This is a genomic window from Mesorhizobium montanum (genome assembly GCF_033977145.1).
Lineage (GTDB): Bacteria > Pseudomonadota > Alphaproteobacteria > Rhizobiales > Rhizobiaceae > Mesorhizobium > Mesorhizobium montanum.
In genome coordinates this window covers 120,573-140,670 of the sequence record NZ_JAVIJF010000002.1, presented here as the reverse complement: position 1 = coordinate 140,670, position 20,098 = coordinate 120,573, and the positions used below count along the sequence as shown (strand labels likewise).

Here is a 20,098-nt window from a genome sequence, read left to right as displayed (position 1 = left end):
CAGAAGGGTGCTAATTTCCACATTGCCGTAGCTGCGCCTCGTAATCGCGGGCCATCTGATCGGTGGCGCGCGCGTAGCCTTGAACGCCGCCATCGCCGCGATTGCCGCGGCCATAGGCGGTCCAGCCGAGATAATAGGCCAGGTAAAGATTGTAGGTGTCGTTGCGCGCGACTCCAAATGTATCGGCGGTCTTGGAGTGGTACCAGCCGACGAAATCGACAGCGTCGGAGAATTTCGTGCGGCGCGCCGTCCAGTTGCCGGTCTTGCTTTGATATTGCGACCAGGTGCCGTCGAGCGCCTGCGAGTAGCCTGTGGCGCTCGAGACATGCGTCCACGGGATGAAGCCGAGCAGCTTGGTGCGCGGCGGGCGGGCATTGCTCTTGAAGCCTGATTCCTTGCGCACCGTCGCCATCAGCACGGGGACGGGAATGCCGTATTTCTGTGAGCTGCGCTCGGCGGCCGCCTGCCAGTTGTCGAACCAGCCGTCATTCTGGTCGAAGACGGCGCAGACGTTGTTGATGTGACTGGGCGCCGTCGCGCAGGCCGAAAGCGCCAGCAGCACGGAGACAGCGACAATTTTACTAAAACTCGACCTATGCATTGGAAGACGAATAGGCCGAAATCATAAAAGGAGTCTTGCTTGGATCCTTAACGTGGACCTGAAAGGTGCGAAAGAACGACTATCGATATTACGACTATCCGTGTCGCTATTCTTTTCATTGGTTTCGAAAAATGCCGCCTTGGCTAAAATCACGCCGGCAAATGGCGAATTCCTGACAGCTCGCGTGTGACGCTGGCGCTCTGATGCGCGCATGAGCGAACCAAGACGCAAGCGCGGCGCCGAGCGCACCAGCAACCGCGGGCCAGCCGCCATTCCGCAACTGCCGCCGCGGCGGGTAGAGAATCCTTATCCGCCGATGGCGCTGCTGTCGGCCGACCAGATCGAAGCCATCCACCAGGCATCGATGCATATTTTGGAGACCTTCGGCATCGAGGTGATGAGCCCACGGGCGCTCTCGCTGTTCGAGCGTGCCGGCGCCAAGATCGACCATGGCGCGATGAATGTGCGCATCGATCGCGGCATGGTCGAGGAGGCGCTAAGGTCGACGCGCTCGGCCTACCGGCTTACGCCACGCAATCCGGCGCATACAATTCATCTTGGCGGCAGCACCATCAACTTCACGCTCGTAGCCGGCCCGCCCAATGTGCATGACATGGAGCGCGGCCGCCGCGCCGGCAACCTCGCAGATTACTCGGACCTCGTCCGGCTGGCGCAGCATTTCAACTGCATCCACATGCTGGGCAACCAGGTCTGCGCGCCGATCGAGCTGCCGGCGAACACAAGGCACATGGACACCTATTTCGCCAATCTGACGCTGACCGACAAATGTTTCCACGTTTCGGCGATCGGGCGGGGCAGGGCGCTCGACGGTATCGAGATGATGGCAATTTCGCGCGGGCTGACGTTGGAGCAGATGGCCGAGGATCCGGGTATCGCCACCATCATTTCGGTCAACTCGCCGCGCCGCTTCGACGAGATGATGGCTGAAGGGCTGATGACCATGGCCGAATACGGCCAGTCGGTGGCGGTGACGCCGTTCACGCTGATGGGCGCGATGAGCCCGGTGACGCTTGCCGGCGCGCTAGCGCAGCAGAATGCCGAAGCGCTGTTCGGTATCGTGCTGACGCAGCTGGTGCGTCCCGGCGCGCCGGTGATGTATGGTGCCTTCACCTCCAATGTCGACATGAAGTCGGGCGCGCCGGCCTTCGGCACGCCGGAAAACACCAAGGCCAACATCGCCTCCGGGCAGCTGGCACGGCGCTACAACCTGCCATACCGCACGACGCCGGGATCGGCCTCGAACGCCGCCGACGCGCAGGGCGCCTACGAGACGTTGATGGCTTTGTGGGGCGCGGTGCTCGGCCACGGCAATCTCGTCTACCACGCCGCCGGCTGGCAGGAAGGCGGGCTGACGGCATCGTTCGAAAAGCTCATCATCGACGTCGAGATGATTCAGCACATGATGGAATTCCTGCGGCCGATCGTCGTCGACGAGGGCGAGTTGGCGGTGGAGGCACTGGGCGCGGTGCCGACAGGCGGCCATTTCTTCGGCGAGCCGCATACGCTGGAGCGCTACGCCACCGCCTTCTATCAACCGATGCTCTCCAACTGGCAGAATTACGAGGCATGGCAGGAGGCCGGCGGGCTCGATACGACGGCACGCGCGACGCGGCTGTGGAAGAAAGCGCTGGAGGAGTATATCCAACCGGCCATGGATCCTGCCGTGCGCGAAGCGCTCGAAGCCTATATGGCGCGCCGCAAGGAAGCGATCGGGCAGGGTGAGCCGTGACTTTAGCGTCGGCGCGAGGCACCCCCCTCTGTCCTGCCGGACATCTCCCCCTCAAGGGGGGAGATTGGCTGTCCTATTTGCCTTCGCCAATCGTCAACCTTGAAAAATGGGCGGCGAGGTTGCCGCTGCTGATCTCCCCACTTGAGGGGGAGATGGCCGGCAGGCCAGAGGGGGTGCCTTGGCACTTCCTTTCCGATTCATCCTATGGTCCCAACTCACTGAACTAACGAGAAAAAACCCATGAAGTCGCATGCAAAGGTCGTGGTCATCGGCGGCGGTGTCGTCGGATGCTCGGTGCTGTTTCATCTTGCCCGCCATGGCTGGACCGACGTCGTGCTGTTGGAGCGTGACGAGCTGACTTCCGGGTCGACCTGGCATGCGGCGGGCGGCATGCACACCATCAATGGCGACCCCAACGTCGCCAAGCTGCAGAAATACACGATCTCGCTCTACAAGGAGATCGAGGAGCTTTCGGGACAGGCGACGGGCGTGCACCTCACGGGCGGCGTGCTTCTGGCCGCGACCGAGGCGCGGCTCGACTGGCTGCGCGGCATGGTGTCGAAGGGCCGCTATCTCGGCATCGACCTCGAGGTGATCTCGGCGAAGGAGGCGGCGGAACTGATGCCGCTCATCGACCCCGGCCAGTTCGTCGGCGCAGTGCGCAACAAGGAGGACGGCCATCTCGATCCGTCGGGCGTGACCCATGCCTATGCCAAGGCGGCGCGGAAGCTGGGCGCCGAGGTCGAGCGCTTCACCAAGGTCGAGGACATCGTGCGTCGTCCCGACGGGCTATGGCGCGTCATCACCAACAAGGGCGACATCATCGCCGAGCATGTCGTGAACGCCGGCGGGCTGTGGGCGCGAGAGGTCGGTCGTATGGTCGGGCTCGAACTGCCGGTTTTGGCCATGGAGCACATGTACCTGATCACCGAGGACATGCCGGAGGTTGCCGACTGGAACGCCAAGACCGGCACCGAGATCATCCACGCTGTCGACTTCGACGGCGAGCTCTATCTGCGCCAGGAGCGCGGCGGCATGCTGATGGGCACTTATGAGAAAGCCAACAAGGTCTGGTCCGAGTTCTCCACGCCGTGGGATTTCGGCCACGAGCTGCTGGAGCCGGACATCGACCGCATCGCGCCGTCGCTGGAAGTCGGCTTCCGTCACTTCCCCGCCTTCCAAAAGACCGGCATCAAGCAGATCATCAACGGCCCCTTCACCTTCGCGCCGGACGGCAATCCGCTGGTCGGTCCGGTGCGCGGCCTGCCGGGCTTCTGGGTTGCCTGCGGCGTGATGGCCGGCTTCTCACAGGGCGGCGGCGTTGGCCTCGCGCTCTCCAACTGGATGATCGAGGGCGATCCCGGCGCGGATATCTGGGCCATGGACGTGGCGCGCTACGGCGACTGGGCGACGATGGCCTACACCAACGCCAAGGTGCGCGAGAATTATTCGCGGCGCTTTTCGATCCGCTTCCCGAACGAGGAACTGCCCGCCGGCCGTCAGCTCAAGACGACGCCAGTCTACGACACGCTGTCGGCCAAGGGTGCGCAATGGGGTGTGTCCTACGGGCTGGAGGTGCCGCTGTGGTACGCGCCGGAAGGCGTCAAGGATGAGTTCTCGTGGCGGCGCTCGACCGATTTCGACCATGTCGGCACGGAAGTCGCGGCCGTGCGTGACGGCGTCGGCCTGTCGGAGATTTCGAATTTCGCCAAATACAAGGTGACGGGCGAAGGGGCGGTTGCCTGGCTCGACCGTATGCTTGCCTGCAAGCTGCCCAGGCGTGGCCGGATGACGCTGACGCCGATGCTCAAGGAAGATGGCAGGCTGATCGGCGATTTCACGCTCGCCAATATCGACGACAGCGAATGGTTCATCGCCGGTTCCGGCATCGCCGAGCAGTACCATATGCGCTGGTTCGAAGCGCATCTGCCAAAGGATAGCTCGGTGCAAATGGAGGCGGTGGGGCAGAAGCTCACCGGCCTCGCCATCGCGGGACCGAAAGCGAGGGAGGTTCTGGCCAAGGTCACCCGCGCTGATATCTCCAACGCGGCATTCCCCTTCATGGCGGTGGCCAGGATGGACATCGGCATGGCGCCGTGTCTCGTCGGTCGCGTCAGCTACACCGGCGATCTCGGCTATGAGATCTGGGTGGCGCCGGAATATCAGCGTGCCGCCTACCAGGCGCTGGCCAAGGCAGGCGAGGAATTCGGCATCGGGCTGTTCGGCTCGCGGGCGCTCAACGCGCTGAGGCTGGAAAAGAATTACGGCTCATGGGCGCGTGAATACCGGCCGATCTACGGACCGCTCGAGGCCGGGCTCGACCGGTTCGTCGCCTACGGCAAGGACGCCGATTTCGTCGGCAAGGAAGCAGCGCTCGCCGAGCGCAGAGAGGGCGGCAAGCTCAGGCTGCGCGCCTTCGTCGTCGACGCCACCGATGCCGATGTGATCGGCGACGAGGCGATCTGGCACGACGGCGTCGTGCGCGGCTGGGTCACGTCCGGCGGCTATGCGCACAATTCGAAGAAGTCGGTCGCCATGGGCTATGTGCCGAAGGAAATCGCCGACAAGCCGGACGGGTTCGAGATCGAGATCCTCGGCAAGCGCCATGCGGCGCGCATTCAGGCGGCGCCGCTGTTCGACGCCAATTTCGAGCGGATGCGTGCCTGAAGCGCCGCGGCTTCGCCGATGCGCCTCAGGCGCTTGGCTTTGTGCATGTCGTTGTCCCAAAACCGCTGAGCACTTTTGGGCGACATGCACTGGCTGCGCATCTTTTTTCAGCTGCGGCGGTTGTCCAGCGCGAAGGCGCCAGATCCGGCGAAGACCAGATAGAGGAAGATGAAGCAGAAGGAGATCGCCGAGTCGCCGCCGTTGTTGACGGGGAAGAAGTCGCGCGGCATGTGCGCCATGAAATAGGCGATCGCCATTTCTCCGGCCAAAAGGAACGCGACCGGGCGGGTGAAGAGGCCAAGCGCCAAAAGGATGCCGCCGGCGAATTCGAGAATGCCGGACGACAGCGCCAGTCCGGTCAGGGCCCCGGCATGGGCGCCGGGAGGAAAATTGAACAGCTTTTGGGTGCCGTGCTCGATGAACTGCAGCGCGGTCATGATGCGCAGCACACCCAGCGCCTGCGGCCGGTACTGGGCAAGGCCTTCGAAAAACTTCATGCAAAGCTCCATTTAACCCCGCGACCGGCCATAAAATATCGCCCGGCAATCGACCACTCACTTCCCATCGCCTGCCATCAACAGTCGGTGAGTGGAAATGGTTTCACCTTCCAATTTTTTCTCGCCATGGTTGCATTAGTATCTCCGTGGTTGTATTGATACGTGGATAACCAACCATGCGAGCTCCCGTTGCCATGAAAAAAGTCGTCATCAGCCTGTTCGCAATCCTTGCAGGCACCAGCTTCGCCTTAGCCGCCGATACCGGCTGCGATGCCTTCAAATGGCCAGTTGAACGCGAGCAGGCCCTGTTTCCGTCGGCACCCGCCGCGCAGTCGGGTGCTGCCCTGACGGTCGGGGAAGCGGTCGATTTCTCACTCGCGGCGGTCGACACGATCAGCTTTGAAGTGCCGCCGGGACATGCGCCGGCAGCCGGCACGTTCGGTGCGACGGCAAGGGTGACCGTACCACCTGAAGGCGAGCTCCAGTTCAGCCTGTCCGACGACGCCTGGATCGATGTGGTGCAGGATGGCAAGACCGTGAAATCCGCGGCTTTCAGCGGCGTGAAGAACTGCCCGGGCATTCGCAAGAGCTTGCGCTTCAAGCTCGCGGGCGGCGCCGCGATCATCCAGCTCAGCGGTGCGAAGAAGGCCGATCTGAAGGTGGCGGTGCTGACGCCGGAGTGATCCGGCGCCAGCCCATGGAGTAGGTTGCTATCGAACCGGGGCGAGCAACGCGAAATGCGCGCCTTGCGGGTCTTGGCACTGGATGATCCACTGGCCGCTCGGCACGTCCATCGGTCCCATCAGCACCTTGCCGCCATTGTCGGTGACGCGCTTGGCGGCGGCGTCGATGGCATCAACGTTGAAATAGAACTGCCAGACGGCGACCGGGATCTGCGGCGGCTTGTTCATGATGCCGCCGCCGGATTCGGGGCCGGCGCCGAAAGTCTTGTAGATGCCCATCTCGCCCATGTCGAACTGGCCAGCGCTGGTCCAACCGAACTGGCTTGAATAGAAGTCGAAAGCGGCCTTCCAGTCAGAGGTGTAGAGCTCATGCCAGCCGACATGGCCCAGCGTGGTCGCCGGCACCGGCGGCTGATCAGGCTGGTTGGGTTGCAGGAACATGAAGGTCGCCCCTTGAGGGTCCGCAACGACCGCGAAGCGGCCGACGCCCGGGATGTCGTCCGGCGCGCGATGGACAGCGCCGCCGGCCTCTTGCAGCGCCTTCGTCGAGGCGTCGACATCCTTGGTGTGGATGTAGCCGAGCCATGCGGGCGGCATGCCCATCTTGGCGGCGTCTTCCGGCATCGTCATCAGCCCGCCGACGCCGCGCCCGGCGGAATTCACGACGATGTAGCGGGGCATGCCGGGCGCCTTGTCGAAGGGCTCGGCCTTCCAGCCGACAACGGCGGTATAAAAGGCCTCGGCGGCGTCGAGGTCGGTGGTCATCAGTTCGTACCAGAAGAAGGGTTTCGGGGCATTCGGCATGGTCGGTCTCCTCACCGGTTCAGGCAGCGATCGCGGTTCGATCCATCCTAGGACGATCCTGGCGACAGAAATCCGACATCTGGACCAGAATTCGAGGACGGCAAGGCGCTGCGCCTTGCGTGGCCCACGGTTTTCGACTTTGCTGCCGCCAAAGAGGGGCTTGCGTTTCCATGCGTCGAATGTCGCTCACGCCTGAGCTTGTCGCCTTGTGCCAACGGGAGGAGGTCGATCCTGGCCCGAGCGGGCAGTGGACGCAATTGAGCGATGAGGATTACCGAACGCTTGCCTTGCGCCTTGCCGGTGAAGCCGACGAGGGACCGCTCTGGGTTTTCGCCTACGGCTCGCTGATCTGGAAGCCGGCCTTCGAATCCGTCGAGCGGCAGCGGGCTTCGGCCCATGGCTGGCATCGCTCCTTCTGCCTGGACATGGTCCGCTGGAGAGGCAGCGCCGCGCAGCCGGGGCTGATGATGGCGCTGGAACGCGGCGGGCGCTGCGACGGTGTCATCTACCGTCTTCCCAATGGCGAAAAACCTGCCCAGATCGAAAGACTGCTGCGGCGTGAAGTCGACGACCATGAGAGCGTCAGTTCGGTGCGATGGATTCCTGTGCGCACGGCCCAAGGGCCGCTTCGGGTGCTGGGTTTCTGGGTCGGGGTGACCGGCAAGGGTACCTCTCTCAGGCAGCCGCTCGAGAAGGTGGCAGGGGTACTGGCGCGCGCCTGCGGCCATGTCGGTTCGGGCGCCGAGTACCTCTACAACACCGTCAGCCACCTCGAGACCTTCGGCATTCATGACCGCAAGCTGTGGCGCCTGCAGGAACTGGTCGCGGACGAGATCCGGTCGATCCATGGCCACAGAATCGCAGGCAGCGAGCCGTCGGTTCCGGAAGTCGCTATAACATGAGTTCTATTGTCATGTTCTTATGTAAACAATACAGTGACTTGACCGAAAATTGACCAATTGATAAAAAAATAAAACGTGCTAGCCTTCCTCAAAACGACAACAAGGGGAACTGGAATGGCGACTGGTCATTTCATCGAAGGCATTGCCGGCGGCCGGCTGTCTTCCGAGCAATATGCCGACAATTTTTCCGACCTGCACCCGCCGCTCGACCATCACGAGGCGCTGGTCGAATCCGACCGCTGCTATTTCTGCTACGACGCGCCGTGCATGAACGCATGTCCGACCTCGATCGATATCCCGCTGTTCATCCGGCAGATCGCGACCGGCAATCCGCTGGGTTCGGCCAAGACGATTTTCGACCAGAACATCCTCGGCGGCATGTGCGCCCGCGTCTGCCCGACCGAGACGCTATGCGAAGAAGTCTGCGTGCGCGAAGTGGCCGAAGGCAAGCCGGTGCAGATCGGCCGGCTGCAGCGCTACGCCACCGATGTCGCCATGAGCGAGGACAAGCAGTTCTACAAGCGCGCCGAGGCGACCGGAAAGACGGTCGCCGTGGTCGGCGCCGGGCCTTCGGGGCTGGCGGCGGCGCATCGACTTGCCCGCCACGGCCATGACGTGACGATCCTGGAAGCGCGGCCGAAGGCCGGCGGCCTCAACGAATATGGCATCGCCGCCTATAAGAGCGTCGACGACTTCGCCCAGGCCGAGGTCGACTATGTGACCGCGATCGGCGGCATCGACATCCAGAACGGCAAGGCGCTCGGCCGCGACTTCCAGCTGTCGGATCTTATGCGCAACTACGATGCGGTGTTCCTCGGACTTGGGCTTGGCGGCATCAACGCGCTGCGCGCCGACGGCGAGGATGCCGACGGCGTTGCCAATGCCGTGGAATTCATCGCCGAGCTGCGCCAGGCGAGCGACCTTTCCAGCCTGCCGGTCGGCCGGCGCGTCGTCGTCATCGGCGGCGGCATGACGGCGATCGATGCCGCGGTGCAGTCGAAGCTGCTCGGCGCCGAAGAGGTGACGGTCTGTTACCGGCGCGGCCAGGAGCATATGAATGCCTCCGGTTTCGAGCAGGATCTGGCAGCCGCCAACGGCGTCAGCATACGTCACTGGCTGCAGCCGAAACGCGTCATTGCCGAAAACGGCAAGGTATCGGCCATCGAGCTCGAATATACCGCGATCAGCGGCGACAAGCTCGCCGGCACCGGTGAAACGCTGCGGCTCAACGCCGATCAGGTGTTCAAGGCGATCGGCCAGAGCTTCGTGCCGGCTCATCTCAACGGCAGCGGTGAGCAGATCGAGCTCGAAGGCGGCCGCATCAAGGTCGATGCCGAAGGCCGCACGTCGCTGGCAAAGGTCTGGGCCGGCGGCGACTGCATCTACGGCGGCGACGATCTGACGGTCTCGGCGGTGGCTCAAGGGCGCGACGCCGCCGAATCCATCCATCGGGCACTGGCCTCTAATGGGAGGGCATGAGCATGGCAGACATCCGTAACAATTTCGTCGGCATCAAGTCGCCCAATCCGTTCTGGCTGGCCTCGGCGCCGCCGACCGACAAGGCCTACAACGTCGAACGCGCCTTCAAGGCCGGCTGGGGCGGCGTGGTGTGGAAGACGCTGGGCGAGGAGGGCCCGCCGGTCGTCAACGTCAACGGGCCGCGCTACGGCGCGATCTGGGGCGCCGATCGCCGCCTGCTTGGCCTCAACAACATCGAGCTCATCACCGACCGCGACCTGCAGGTCAATTTGCGTGAGATCAAGCAGGTCAAGAAGGACTGGCCGGACCGTGCCATCGTCGTCTCGCTGATGGTTCCTTGCGTCGAGGATGCCTGGAAGGCGATCCTGCCGGTGGTCGAGGACACGGAAGCCGACGGCATCGAGCTCAATTTCGGCTGCCCGCACGGCATGTCGGAACGCGGCATGGGTGCGGCCGTCGGCCAGGTGCCCGAATACATCGAAATGGTGGTGCGCTGGTGCAAGCAGAATACCCGCATGCCGGTCATCACCAAGCTGACGCCCAACATCACCGATGTGCGCAAGCCCGCGCGCGCGGCACTGGCCGGCGGCACGGACGCGGTGTCGCTGATCAACACCATCAACTCGATCACCGGCGTCGATCTCGACAGTTTCGCGCCGCAGCCGACCATCGACGGCAAGGGGTCGCATGGCGGCTATTGCGGCCCGGCGGTGAAGCCGATCGCCATGAACATGGTGGCCGAGATCGCGCGCGATCCGGAAACGCACGGCCTGCCGATCTCCGGCATCGGCGGCATCACCACCTGGCGGGATGCCGCCGAATTCATGGCGCTCGGCGCCGGCAACGTGCAGGTCTGCACGGCGGCGATGACCTATGGCTTCAAGATCGTGCAGGAGATGATCGCCGGTCTGGAGAACTGGATGGACGAGAAGGGTCATGCCTCGCTTTCCGACATCATCGGTCGCGCCACGCCCAACGTCACCGACTGGCAGTATCTCAACCTCAACTATGTCGCCAAGGCGCGTATCGACCAGGATGCCTGCATCAAATGCGGCCGCTGCCACATCGCCTGCGAGGACACTTCGCACCAGGCGATCACCGCAATGGTAAACGGCGCCAGGCACTTCGAGGTGATCGAGGCCGAGTGCGTCGGCTGCAATCTTTGCGTCAATGTCTGCCCGGTTGAGGGATGCATCACCATGGAGCCGCTTACAGCGGGCGCGATGGACCAGCGCACCGGCAAGCCGGTGTCGCCGGTCTACGCCAACTGGACGACGCATCCGAACAATCCGATGGCCAAGGTAGCCGCCGAATAGGGGCGCACAATTCGAGCGAAAAAGATGGCGCCTTCGGGCGCCGTTTTTCATTTTTCCTATTACAGATAGAAATTATCCACGATAAAATGTATCCATGAATTGGAGGTCGGCACGATGAAGCTGGGCGAGGGCGTTGAGGCGGCTATTCACTGCGCGGCGACGCTGGCCAGCGTCGCTGGCAACAGCACCATGCCGGGCGCGGCCCTTGCGGAATCGTTCGGGTTGTCGCCGAGCTACCTGCTCAAGCATCTCAACCAGCTCACGGCGGCGCGCATCCTTGAATCGGTGCCAGGGCCGGCTGGCGGCTACCGGCTGGCGCGAGCGGCCGAGCGCATCACGCTGCTCGATATCGTGCTGGCCATCGAAGGCCGGGAGCCTGCATTCCGTTGTGGCGAAATCCGCCGCAACGGTCCTGTCAAGCTGGATGCTTCGGCCTATATCAAACCGTGCGGCGTCAATGCCGCGATGCTCTGGGCCGAGAGCGCCTATCGGGCTGTGCTCGCTGAAACCAGGCTGTCCGATATCGTGGCGGAATATGCCGCGGAAGGCGATCCCCGCGCCTTTGCCGCAAGCTGCGCCTTTGTCGAGCGCCACCAGCGGCCGCAGAAATCCAACCCAACCAAACAAACCCCCGCCAGATCGTGAAAGGAAAGACGATGAAACCGAGACTGCAATTCTTCGCCAAGGCACCCGAGCTTATGAAAGCGGTATCGGCGCTCAACAAGGCGGTCGACGAATGCGGGCTCGAGGTTGGCCTGTTGCACCTGGTCAAACTCAGGGCGTCGCAGATCAATGGCTGCTCCTACTGCGTCGAGATGCACAGCCGCGAGGCCAGGCGCGACGGCGAGACCGAGCAGCGGCTCTATCTGGTCGCGGCCTGGAAGGAATCGCCGCTGTTTTCCGAGCGCGAGCGCGCCGCCTTCGCATGGACCGAAGCGGTGACGAAGATCGCCGACAACGGCGTGTCGGACGACCTTTATGCACGAACGCTCGAGCATTTTTCGGAAGAGGAACTGGTCAAGCTGTCAGTGGCGATCGGCATGATCAACATCTGGAACCGGCTTTCCATCCCGTTCCACGCCATCCATCCGATGCCGACCGCTAAGGCCGCCTGAGACCTTCCACAGGCGCGCGGACCGGCAACGGTCCGCGCGTCTTTTCATTGCGAGATCAACGACATGTCAGTTGATTTCTGGCCGGCGGATTCGGAGCAATTGATGCCATAGTGTTAATCGCTCCGTTGCGATTGTCCTTTATGAAATAATCCGGTTTCGCGCGTGGGAGCGGCTATGGAGCAGAGCTGGACCAGTTTCTGGGCACGCGTTTCGGAGGCCTTCCACCAGGCGCTGTTTCCGTTCCGGGTAGTCGCGGAAGCGCTTGGCGGGCATCCGAGCGATATCCAGATATGGTGCTTCCTGTGCGGCGTCTTCTTCCTGGTGCTCGTCGCCATACAGACCTATGGCGACATCGTGCTCAGGCGACGCGGCGCCTTTGCCACCGGCAAGGTGACAAGCATCGACAAATCGAGCGACGGGCCGGACACGCCGGTCATCGAATTCGCCGACCGACAGGGCAAGACGTGGCGTTTCGAGTCGCATCTGCCGGTCAGCAGAACGACCAGGAATGTCGGCGCGCCAGTCGAAGTGATGTACGATCCCCTTCACCCAAAGCGGGCACGCGAAGTGGGCCGCCCGCTGACGAAGGCGGTCCACCTCGTTATCTGGTATGCGGTCGTTGCCGGGCTGATGGTATTCGCCTTCTTGCCCGGTTTCATCTCCAGTTGATCTATCTGCCGTTCAGGCGGCGTAGCGCAGGCCGCCGTCGCAGGTCAGCACCTGGCCGGTCATGAAGCCGTTGGAGACCAGGAAGGCGATCGCGTCGGCGACATCCTCGGCGCGGCCGATGCGGCCGACCGGCGTCTTGCCGGCATATTCAGCGAACACCGCCTGACGCTGTTCGTGCGGCAGAAAATCCCACCAGGGCGTGTCGATGACACCGGGCGCCACGACGTTGACGCGCAGCGGCTTCAACTCGACCGCCAGGATCGGCGCGACGGTGAGCAGCATGCCGTTGATGGCGCCGATACCGGCGACGCCGGGCGCTGCAATCTGTGCCGAGACGGCCGAGATGAACGTGACCGATCCGGCTTTGTTCAAGGTCGGCAAGGCCGCCTGCAGACAGGACAATTGCGGGCGGATCTTTTCGTCGACGCCGCTGCCGAGGTCGGCAAGGTCGAGGGTCGCGAACGGCCCGAGCCCCTTGCCGCCGCTTGCGGCGAGAACCAGGTGATCGAACGGCCCGAGGCGCTCGAAGAACTGCCGGACCTCGTCCGGCTTCGCCGCGTCGAAAGCGGTCTTGCCAACAGTGCCGCCAAGGCTCGCCCAGGCACTTTTGAGCTTATCCTCATTGCGACCGGTGATCGTCACCTTCATTGTGGGGCTGACCAGCCGTTTGGCTGTAGCAAGGCCGATGCCGGACGAGCCGCCGATGATGACGCAGTGTTCGATGTTGTCGCTCATGAGTGCTGTTCCCTGGATGTCGCAGAAGATTGGCCGGTCAATTCGAGGCTGAGCGCGCGCAACCGCCGGCGGGCCTTTTCGTCATAGGCCTGCGCATCGGCGCGCGATTCCCGTTGGCCGTCGAAATAGCGGCCGCTGCGTCCTTCGAGCGCCGGCGACGTCGCGAGGTTGAGGATGGCGTCGGCGCCGGTCTCGACCGAACTCCACGGTGTTACCCCGGCCTGCCTGACCATGGTGGTGTCCATGTAGCTTGCCGGATGCAGGGCGTTGACGGTGATGCCGGTGCCATCGAGCTGTTCAGCCAGATCGATGGTGAACAGGATCTGCGCCAGCTTGCTCTGGCAGTAGGCGCGCACGCCGCTGTAGCCCTGCGTCAGCATGACGTCGTCGAAGTCGATGGCCTGCTGGCCGGCCGAGGCGACGTTGACGATGCGCGCCGGTGCGCTTGCGTTGAGCAGGGGTAGCAGTTCCGAGATCAGCAGGAAACCGGCGAGATAGTTGACGGCGAAGCGCAGTTCATAGCCGTCGGCGCTGACCTGCCGTTTGGCACCCTGGCCGCCGGTGCCGACGCCGGCATTGTTGATCAAAACATCGAGCCGGTCGGTCCTTGTGCGCACGGCTTCGGCGAGGCGGCGCACTTCGGCAAGCGAAGCGAGGTCCGCGACCAGAAATTCCGCCTTGCCGCCCTTGGCCTCTATGGCGGCGACCGTCGCCCTGCCGCGGCCCTCGTCGCGGCCATGCACCAGCACGTGGGCGCCGGCGGCGCCGAGCCTCTCGGCGACCACGCGGCCGACGCCGTCGGTCGAGCCTGTGACGAGAATGGTTTTATCCTTGAGTTCCATGTCCAGAGCCTCCTTACGCTGCTCTGAACGGAAAGATGGGACACAGCGCGCACGCCAAACAGTTCAAACTTTATCCTGGTATCAATACTGCTATAATGAGGTCATGGATGCTATCGCCCATTCCCCTGAAGATCACCGCCGGCGCGAACTCGGCGCCTTCCTGCGCTCCCGCCGCGAAAGGCTGTCGCCCTCGGATACCGGCATCGCGGCCGGGCATCGGCGGCGCACGCCCGGGCTGAGGCGTGAGGAGGTGGCGATGATCGCCGGCGTCGGCACGACCTGGTACACCTGGCTGGAGCAGGGCAGGGACGTGCGGCCCTCGGTCGAGGTGCTGTCGGCGCTCTGCCAGGCGCTGCGGCTCGACGGCGCCGAGCAGCGGCATTTGTTCACGCTCGCCGGCCGCCAGCAGCCGGAGCGGCGGCGCATCGTTGCGGGAAAGGTCGAGGGACCCTTGCTGCACATGTTGCAGAGCCTGGTCCTGCAGCCCGCCTATGTCGTCGGCCCGCGCTGGGACGTGCTGGCATGGAATGACGCGGCCGTCGCCATTTTTGGCGATTACAGCCTGCTGGAGGGCGATGCCCGTAACATCATCCATGGCGTGTTCACCGATCCGCATCGGCGGCATTTGCTGGTGGACTGGGAGCAACTGGCGCGCGCAACCCTTGCCGCGTTCCGCGCCGAGAGCGCGAAATACACCGGCGATCCGGATTTCGAGCGGCTGATCGAGCTGATGATGCGCTCAAGTCCCGAGTTCCGCGAATGGTGGCCGCAGCGCGATGTGGTGCACCGCCTGTCCGGCCTGAAGCATCTGCGGCATCCGACCGCCGGCGCGATGACATTCGAGCATATGAGCCTGTCGATCGACGACGGCTCGGACATGCGGTTGATTGTCTACACGCCGCTGGCGGAGCAGAATTCGGTAGCCAAGCTGCAGACGCTGCTCGACGACCTTCCGACCGAACGCCGCAGCGCCTGAGGTCCCCCTGAGCTTCGTCATCCTCGGGTCTGCGCTGCGTCGCTACGCTCCTTGCTCCGCCCGTGGATGACGAAATGATGAACCGGTGGGTCGACCGCTAACCCTTCGGCTTCAGCCCATCGAGGAACAGCTGCTCCAGAAACCGCGCCGCGTCCTCGAAGCGGCCGTCGCCGCCGCGGTCGGCGCCGAGCACGGCGCGCACCTGGACATCGAAATCGGCATAATGCTGCGTCGTCGCCCAGATCGAGAAGATCAGGTGCCAGGGATCGGTGCGGGCAATCTTGCCGGCGCGCATCCAGCCTTTGATGACGGCGGCCTTCTCGTCGACCAGCGACTTGAGCTCGCCTTCCAGCATCGGCTTGATGCGCGGCGCGCCCTGCAGGATCTCGTTGGCGAACAGCCGGCTTTCACGCGGAAAATCGCGCGCCATTTCGAGCTTTCTGCGGATGTAGCTTCTGAGCTCCGTCAGCGGATCGCCGATGTCGTCGAGCTCGCGCAACGGCGCCAGCCAGGTTTCGAGCAGGCGCTGCATCAACGTCTCGTGAATGTCTTCCTTGCGGCGGAAGTAATAGAGAAGGTTGGGCTTCGACATGCCGGCGGCTTCGGCGATCTGGTCGATGGTCGAGCCGCGAAAACCTTTGGCGGAAAAGACCTCGAGCGCGGCTTCCAGGATGAGCTCGCGCTTTTCCTGCTGGATGCGGGTGCGGCGGGGAGCTGAGCCTTCCATCGCGGCGGTCACGCTTGCCGGCCGTCTTCGCGCGGGTTGTCTGGACCAATTCTCTGGACCAGTTTTTCGTCAGGCTGTGGAGCGCGCTTTTTATGCCGCATTTCCGCTAGTAATCCCTTGACCGCCGACAGGCGGTGCTAACGTTTGTCCAACCGGTCAAAAATTTGCGTAGCACGAAAACGCAGCAAAGACCAAGTGTTGGCCGCACCGAAACAGGTTACAAGGGGAAGTCTTGGTCATGTCCAACCGGCTGAAAGTCACGCCGAACGATCTCAGCGCATTCTGGATGCCGTTCACGGCAAACAGGCAGTTCAAGCAGGCGCCGCGCATGTTCGTGTCCGCCAAGGACATGCACTACACGACCAGTGACGGCCGCAAGGTGCTCGACGGCACCGCCGGCCTCTGGTGCGTGAACGCCGGCCATTGCCGGCCGAAGATCACCGAGGCGATCCAGAACCAAGCCGCCGAGCTCGACTATGCGCCGGCCTTCCAGATGGGGCACCCGATCGTGTTCGAACTGGCGAACCGCCTGGTCGACATCGCGCCGAAGGGCATGGATCATGTCTTCTTCACCAATTCCGGTTCGGAATCTGTCGAGACAGCGCTGAAAATGGCGATCGCCTATCACCGCGTCAGGGGCGAGGGTTCGCGCACCCGGCTGATCGGCCGCGAGCGCGGCTATCACGGCGTCAATTTCGGCGGCATCTCGGTCGGCGGCATCGTCACCAACCGCAAAATGTTCGGCACGTTGCTCGGCGGGGTCGACCATCTGCCACACACCCATCTGCCGGAAAAGAACGCGTTCTCGAAGGGCGTGCCGGAACATGGCGCGGAGCTCGCCAACGAGCTTGAGCGTCTCGTCACGCTGCATGATGCATCGACCATCGCGGCCGTCATCGTCGAGCCGGTCGCCGGTTCGACCGGCGTCATCCTGCCGCCGAAGGGCTATCTGCAGAAGCTTCGAGAAATCTGCACCAAGCACGGCATATTGTTGATTTTCGATGAAGTGATTACCGGTTTCGGCCGTCTCGGCGCGCCGTTCGCGGCGGACTATTTCGGCGTCACGCCGGATATCATGACCACCGCCAAGGGCGTCTCCAACGGCGTCATCCCGATGGGCGCGGTGTTCGTGAAGAAGGAGATCCACGACGCCTTCATGACCGGGCCGGAGCACATGATCGAGTTCTTCCACGGCTACACCTATTCGGGCAATCCGATCGCCTGCGCGGCGGCGCTCGGCACTTTGGACACCTATAAGGAAGAGGGCCTGCTGACGCGCGGCGAGGAGCTCTCATCCTACTGGGAGGATGCGCTGCACTCGCTGAAGGGCGAGCCGCACGTCATCGACATCCGCAACATCGGCCTGATCGGCGCGATCGAGCTGGCGCCGATTGCCGGCAGCCCGACCAAACGGGCCTTCTCGGCTTTCGTGAAAGCCTTCGAGCGCGGCGCGCTGATCCGCACCACCGGCGACATCATCGCGCTGTCGCCGCCGCTGATCATCACCAAGGGCCAGATCAACGAACTGATCGATCATGTCAGGGACGTGCTGAGGTCGATCGACTGACGAACCAGTGCGGATATCCCCGTTAAGGGGAGGGTATCCGTGAAGCAGCCGGATAAGGTCGGCGCCGGCGCGCCGATCTTGAGGAGGCTGATTCAGGCGGGCAGCGCCCCGATACCTGTCAGGATCACCCGCTTGATATTTTCCTTGGCTTCCCGCCATTGCCGGTCGGACAGGGATTTGCCGCCGTTCAGCGTCTCGATCTGGTGGCCGAAGTCGGCGTAATGCTGGGTTGTGGCCCAGAGCATGTAGAGCAGATGACGCGGGTCCACCGGGTCCATCTTGCCTTCCTCGATCCAGCGCCTGATGATCTCGACGCGGCCGTCGGTCCATTCGCGCAGCGTCGATTCCATATAGTCCTGAAGCACCGGCGCGCCGTGCATTACCTCGGAGGCCCAGACCTTCGAGCCGTCAGGGTGGCGGCGCGAAATTTCCATCTTGGCGTCGATATAGGCACTGATGCCGTCGATCGGTCCGCCCGCCCCGTCGAAGCAATTGGCCGCCTGCAGCCAGATTTCGAAAATGTTCTGGACGACGGACCGGTAGAGCTCTTCCTTGGTGGCGAAATAATAGTGGAGATTTGCCTTTGGCAGCCCCGCCAGATCGGCAATCAACTGCATCGTGGCGCCGCCGAACCCGGCCTCCGCGAACACCTTTTCGGCGGCGAGCAGAATGGCTTTTTCATTCTCCCGCCTTATGTCCTGGCGCCGCATGGGGCGGGTGGGTTCAGCCATGTCTTCCCCAAGATTCTCGTTGACCGCTTGGTCAGGTTGTGTAGTCTGAAAGCTGACCATACGGTCAGGATGCAAACCACTCAAGAGGCGACAAGACCTCTGGTGTAGATGGGAACCGCAAATGGCCGCACCCGGCGAAAATCTGCGAATCAATTCAGACCGCTTGTGGGATTCCATCATGGAGATGGCGAAGATCGGCCCCGGCATTGCCGGCGGCAACAATCGCCAGACCGTGACCGACGAGGACGGCGAGGGCCGCCATTTGTTCAGGCGCTGGTGCGAGGCCGCGGGGCTGGAAATGGGCCTCGACGAGATGGGCACGATGTTTGCTCGCCGCGAAGGCACCGATCCCAGCCTGCCGCCCGTCTATGTCGGGAGCCATCTCGACACGCAGCCGACCGGCGGCAAGTATGACGGCGTGCTCGGCGTACTGGGCGGGCTGGAAGTCGTGCGCTCGCTCAACGATCTCGGCATCAAGACCAGGCACCCGATCGTCGTCACCAACTGGACCAACGAGGAAGGGGCGCGCTTCGCGCCGGCAATGATGGCGTCCGGGGTGTTTGCCGGCGTGCTCGACCAGGCCGACGTCTACCAGCATGTCGACAAGGACGGCAAAAAATTCGGCGAGGAACTCGAACGCGTCGGCTGGAAGGGCACCGAGAAGGTCGGTGAGCGCAAGATCCACGCCTTCTTCGAATTGCATATCGAGCAGGGGCCGATCCTCGAGGACGAGGGCATCGACATCGGCGTCGTCACCCACGGCCAGGGCCTGAAATGGCTGCAGGTGACGCTGACCGGCAAGGAAGCGCATACCGGCTCGACGCCGATGCCCAAGCGCCGCAATGCCGGGCTCGGCATGGCGCGCGTGATCGAGCTGGTGCACGAGATCGCCATGGACTACCAGCCCGACGCCGTCGGCGCGGTCGGCCATATGCAGGCCTATCCGAACTCGCGCAACATCATCGCCGGGCGCACGGTTTTCACCATCGACATCCGCTCGCCGGAGAAGGAAGTGCTCGATGCCATGGACGGCCGCGTCCGCGAAGGCATCGACACCATCTGCGACGCGCTCGCCATCAAATACGAGATCGAGCAGGTCGGCCATTTCGACCCGGTCACCTTCGACGAGAATTGCGTCAAGGCGATCCGCGACGCCGCGGAGAGGTTGGGCTACTCGCATCGCAACATCGTCTCCGGCGCCGGCCACGATGCCTGCTGGATCAACCGGGTTGCGCCGACCGCGATGGTGATGTGTCCCTGCGTCGACGGGCTCAGCCACAATGAGGCGGAAGAAATCACCAGGGAATGGGCGGCGGCGGGCGCCGACGTTTTGTTCCACGCGGTGGTGGAGACTGCGGGGATCGTAGAGTGAGAGGTTTGGGCTGGGCCAGATGGATTCTTGCGAAGAGGGACCCCCACCCTAACCCTCCCCACAAGGGGGAGGGAATGCTGCCCCGCACTGCGACTTGCGACCTTGGCGTTCGAAACGCGGGCAATTTGCCGCAGGTTGGCGCTGACAGGAGTTCCCTCCCCCTTGTGGGGAGGGTTAGGGTGGGGGTCCCTCTTCGCAAAAAATTCGTATGCGATTTCTCTGCATTCGCGGGAAGAGATTGAGGAGTGAGGGTACTCGCCTTGGCACCGACCGCTATTGAACCCGCCGCCATCAAACGTGCCAGGGCGTTGCGGCGGAACATGACGGATGGCGAGCGCAAGCTCTGGTCCGAGTTGAAGGAATTCCGTCGGCTCTACGGTCTGCACGCGAGAAAGCAGGCGCCGATCGGGCCTTACATCGTGGACTTCGTCCTGCATGAGAAAAAACTCATTATCGAGGTCGACGGAGAGCATCATTTCACGCCGGAACAAATGGAGAAGGATCGGAAGCGCGATGCATGGTTTGGCCGACAGGGCTATCGTGTGCTGCGGTTGACGACCGGAGATCTTGCAAATTCTTTCGATGGCTGCATCGAGGAGATATTGAGAGAAGTCGGAGTCATGTAGGGGCCTCATTCGGGCTTGCGATCGATCTAAATTCTGCCG

20 protein-coding genes are annotated in these 20,098 nt (G+C 63.1%); 13 read left to right on the top strand and 7 right to left on the bottom strand.

What is annotated here, in order from left to right; all coding sequences use genetic code 11:
• Positions 1–10: 10 nt before the first annotated feature.
• Positions 11–601 (bottom strand): transglycosylase SLT domain-containing protein, encoded by a 591-nt coding sequence (locus RFM68_RS03085; RefSeq protein WP_320231185.1) that lies wholly within the window; start codon positions 599–601, stop codon positions 11–13.
• A gap of 211 nt (positions 602–812) precedes the next feature.
• Between RFM68_RS03085 and RFM68_RS03080 the strand changes: the two genes are divergently transcribed.
• Both RFM68_RS03080 and RFM68_RS03075 read left to right on the top strand, forming a co-directional pair.
• The gene (locus tag RFM68_RS03080) at positions 813–2,351 is read left to right on the top strand and encodes a trimethylamine methyltransferase family protein (protein WP_320231184.1); all 1,539 of its coding nucleotides are present in this window, start codon (positions 813–815) and stop codon (positions 2,349–2,351) included.
• A gap of 240 nt (positions 2,352–2,591) precedes the next feature.
• The gene (locus RFM68_RS03075) at positions 2,592–5,018 is read left to right on the top strand and encodes a GcvT family protein (protein WP_320231183.1); all 2,427 of its coding nucleotides are present in this window, start codon (positions 2,592–2,594) and stop codon (positions 5,016–5,018) included.
• A gap of 107 nt (positions 5,019–5,125) precedes the next feature.
• Here the strand turns inward: RFM68_RS03075 and RFM68_RS03070 are convergent, their stop codons facing one another.
• Complete coding sequence (locus RFM68_RS03070; protein ID WP_320231182.1) at positions 5,126–5,515, bottom strand: DoxX family protein; 390 nt, start codon at positions 5,513–5,515, stop codon at positions 5,126–5,128.
• Positions 5,516–5,709: 194 nt separating this feature from the next.
• Here RFM68_RS03070 and RFM68_RS03065 point away from each other — a divergent pair, with 194 nt between their 5' ends.
• Positions 5,710–6,198: a hypothetical protein gene (locus RFM68_RS03065; RefSeq protein ID WP_320231181.1), complete on the top strand. Its 489-nt coding sequence runs from the start codon at positions 5,710–5,712 to the stop codon at positions 6,196–6,198.
• A 27-nt stretch (positions 6,199–6,225) separates the two neighbouring features.
• Here the strand turns inward: RFM68_RS03065 and RFM68_RS03060 are convergent, their stop codons facing one another.
• Complete coding sequence (locus RFM68_RS03060) at positions 6,226–7,002, bottom strand: VOC family protein (RefSeq protein ID WP_320231180.1); 777 nt, start codon at positions 7,000–7,002, stop codon at positions 6,226–6,228.
• A gap of 170 nt (positions 7,003–7,172) precedes the next feature.
• Between RFM68_RS03060 and RFM68_RS03055 the strand changes: the two genes are divergently transcribed.
• From RFM68_RS03055 to RFM68_RS03030, 6 genes are all read left to right on the top strand, one after another.
• Positions 7,173–7,904, top strand: a complete 732-nt coding sequence (locus RFM68_RS03055) for a gamma-glutamylcyclotransferase (RefSeq protein ID WP_320231179.1) — start codon at positions 7,173–7,175, stop codon at positions 7,902–7,904.
• A 114-nt stretch (positions 7,905–8,018) separates the two neighbouring features.
• Positions 8,019–9,383, top strand: a complete 1,365-nt coding sequence (locus RFM68_RS03050) for an NAD(P)-dependent oxidoreductase (RefSeq protein ID WP_320231178.1) — start codon at positions 8,019–8,021, stop codon at positions 9,381–9,383.
• A 2-nt stretch (positions 9,384–9,385) separates the two neighbouring features.
• Positions 9,386–10,699, top strand: coding sequence for an NAD-dependent dihydropyrimidine dehydrogenase subunit PreA (gene preA / locus RFM68_RS03045; protein ID WP_320231177.1), 1,314 nt, complete (start codon positions 9,386–9,388; stop codon positions 10,697–10,699).
• 114 nt (positions 10,700–10,813) lie between these two features.
• The gene (locus tag RFM68_RS03040) at positions 10,814–11,344 is read left to right on the top strand and encodes an RrF2 family transcriptional regulator (RefSeq protein WP_320231176.1); all 531 of its coding nucleotides are present in this window, start codon (positions 10,814–10,816) and stop codon (positions 11,342–11,344) included.
• Positions 11,345–11,355: 11 nt separating this feature from the next.
• Positions 11,356–11,814 (top strand): carboxymuconolactone decarboxylase family protein, encoded by a 459-nt coding sequence (locus RFM68_RS03035; RefSeq protein ID WP_320231175.1) that lies wholly within the window; start codon positions 11,356–11,358, stop codon positions 11,812–11,814.
• A gap of 174 nt (positions 11,815–11,988) precedes the next feature.
• On the top strand, positions 11,989–12,483 hold the full coding sequence (locus tag RFM68_RS03030) for a DUF3592 domain-containing protein (protein WP_320231174.1): 495 nt from the start codon (positions 11,989–11,991) through the stop codon (positions 12,481–12,483).
• Positions 12,484–12,495: 12 nt separating this feature from the next.
• Here RFM68_RS03030 and RFM68_RS03025 read toward each other — a convergent pair whose 3' ends face one another.
• Positions 12,496–13,218: an SDR family oxidoreductase gene (locus tag RFM68_RS03025; protein WP_320231173.1), complete on the bottom strand. Its 723-nt coding sequence runs from the start codon at positions 13,216–13,218 to the stop codon at positions 12,496–12,498.
• Positions 13,215–14,060, bottom strand: a complete 846-nt coding sequence (locus RFM68_RS03020; protein WP_320231172.1) for an SDR family oxidoreductase — start codon at positions 14,058–14,060, stop codon at positions 13,215–13,217. Before RFM68_RS03020 ends, RFM68_RS03025 begins: the two co-directional genes overlap by 4 nt.
• A gap of 103 nt (positions 14,061–14,163) precedes the next feature.
• On the opposite strand from RFM68_RS03020, the gene RFM68_RS03015 reads away from it, so the two are divergent.
• Positions 14,164–15,036 (top strand): helix-turn-helix transcriptional regulator, encoded by an 873-nt coding sequence (locus RFM68_RS03015; RefSeq protein WP_320231171.1) that lies wholly within the window; start codon positions 14,164–14,166, stop codon positions 15,034–15,036.
• Between the two features lie 97 nt (positions 15,037–15,133).
• On the opposite strand, the gene RFM68_RS03010 is transcribed toward RFM68_RS03015, so the two are convergent.
• On the bottom strand, positions 15,134–15,763 hold the full coding sequence (locus tag RFM68_RS03010) for a TetR family transcriptional regulator C-terminal domain-containing protein (RefSeq protein ID WP_320231461.1): 630 nt from the start codon (positions 15,761–15,763) through the stop codon (positions 15,134–15,136).
• Between the two features lie 238 nt (positions 15,764–16,001).
• Between RFM68_RS03010 and aptA the strand changes: the two genes are divergently transcribed.
• Entirely contained in the window at positions 16,002–17,330 is a 1,329-nt protein-coding gene (gene aptA / locus RFM68_RS03005) for an omega-aminotransferase AptA (protein ID WP_320231170.1), read from the top strand.
• Positions 17,331–17,422: 92 nt separating this feature from the next.
• Here the strand turns inward: aptA and RFM68_RS03000 are convergent, their stop codons facing one another.
• Positions 17,423–18,268 carry a TetR/AcrR family transcriptional regulator gene (locus RFM68_RS03000; RefSeq protein WP_320231169.1) on the bottom strand — a complete coding sequence of 282 codons (846 nt, stop codon included), beginning with the start codon at positions 18,266–18,268 and terminating at the stop codon, positions 17,423–17,425.
• On the opposite strand from RFM68_RS03000, the gene RFM68_RS02995 reads away from it, so the two are divergent.
• Both RFM68_RS02995 and RFM68_RS02990 read left to right on the top strand, forming a co-directional pair.
• A complete protein-coding gene (locus RFM68_RS02995; protein ID WP_320231168.1) occupies positions 18,183–19,433 on the top strand; it encodes a Zn-dependent hydrolase in 1,251 nt (416 codons plus the stop codon). The genes RFM68_RS03000 and RFM68_RS02995 overlap by 86 nt on opposite strands.
• Before the next feature lie 260 nt (positions 19,434–19,693).
• Entirely contained in the window at positions 19,694–20,059 is a 366-nt protein-coding gene (locus RFM68_RS02990; protein ID WP_320231167.1) for an endonuclease domain-containing protein, read from the top strand.
• The last annotated feature ends 39 nt before the right edge of the window (positions 20,060–20,098 follow it).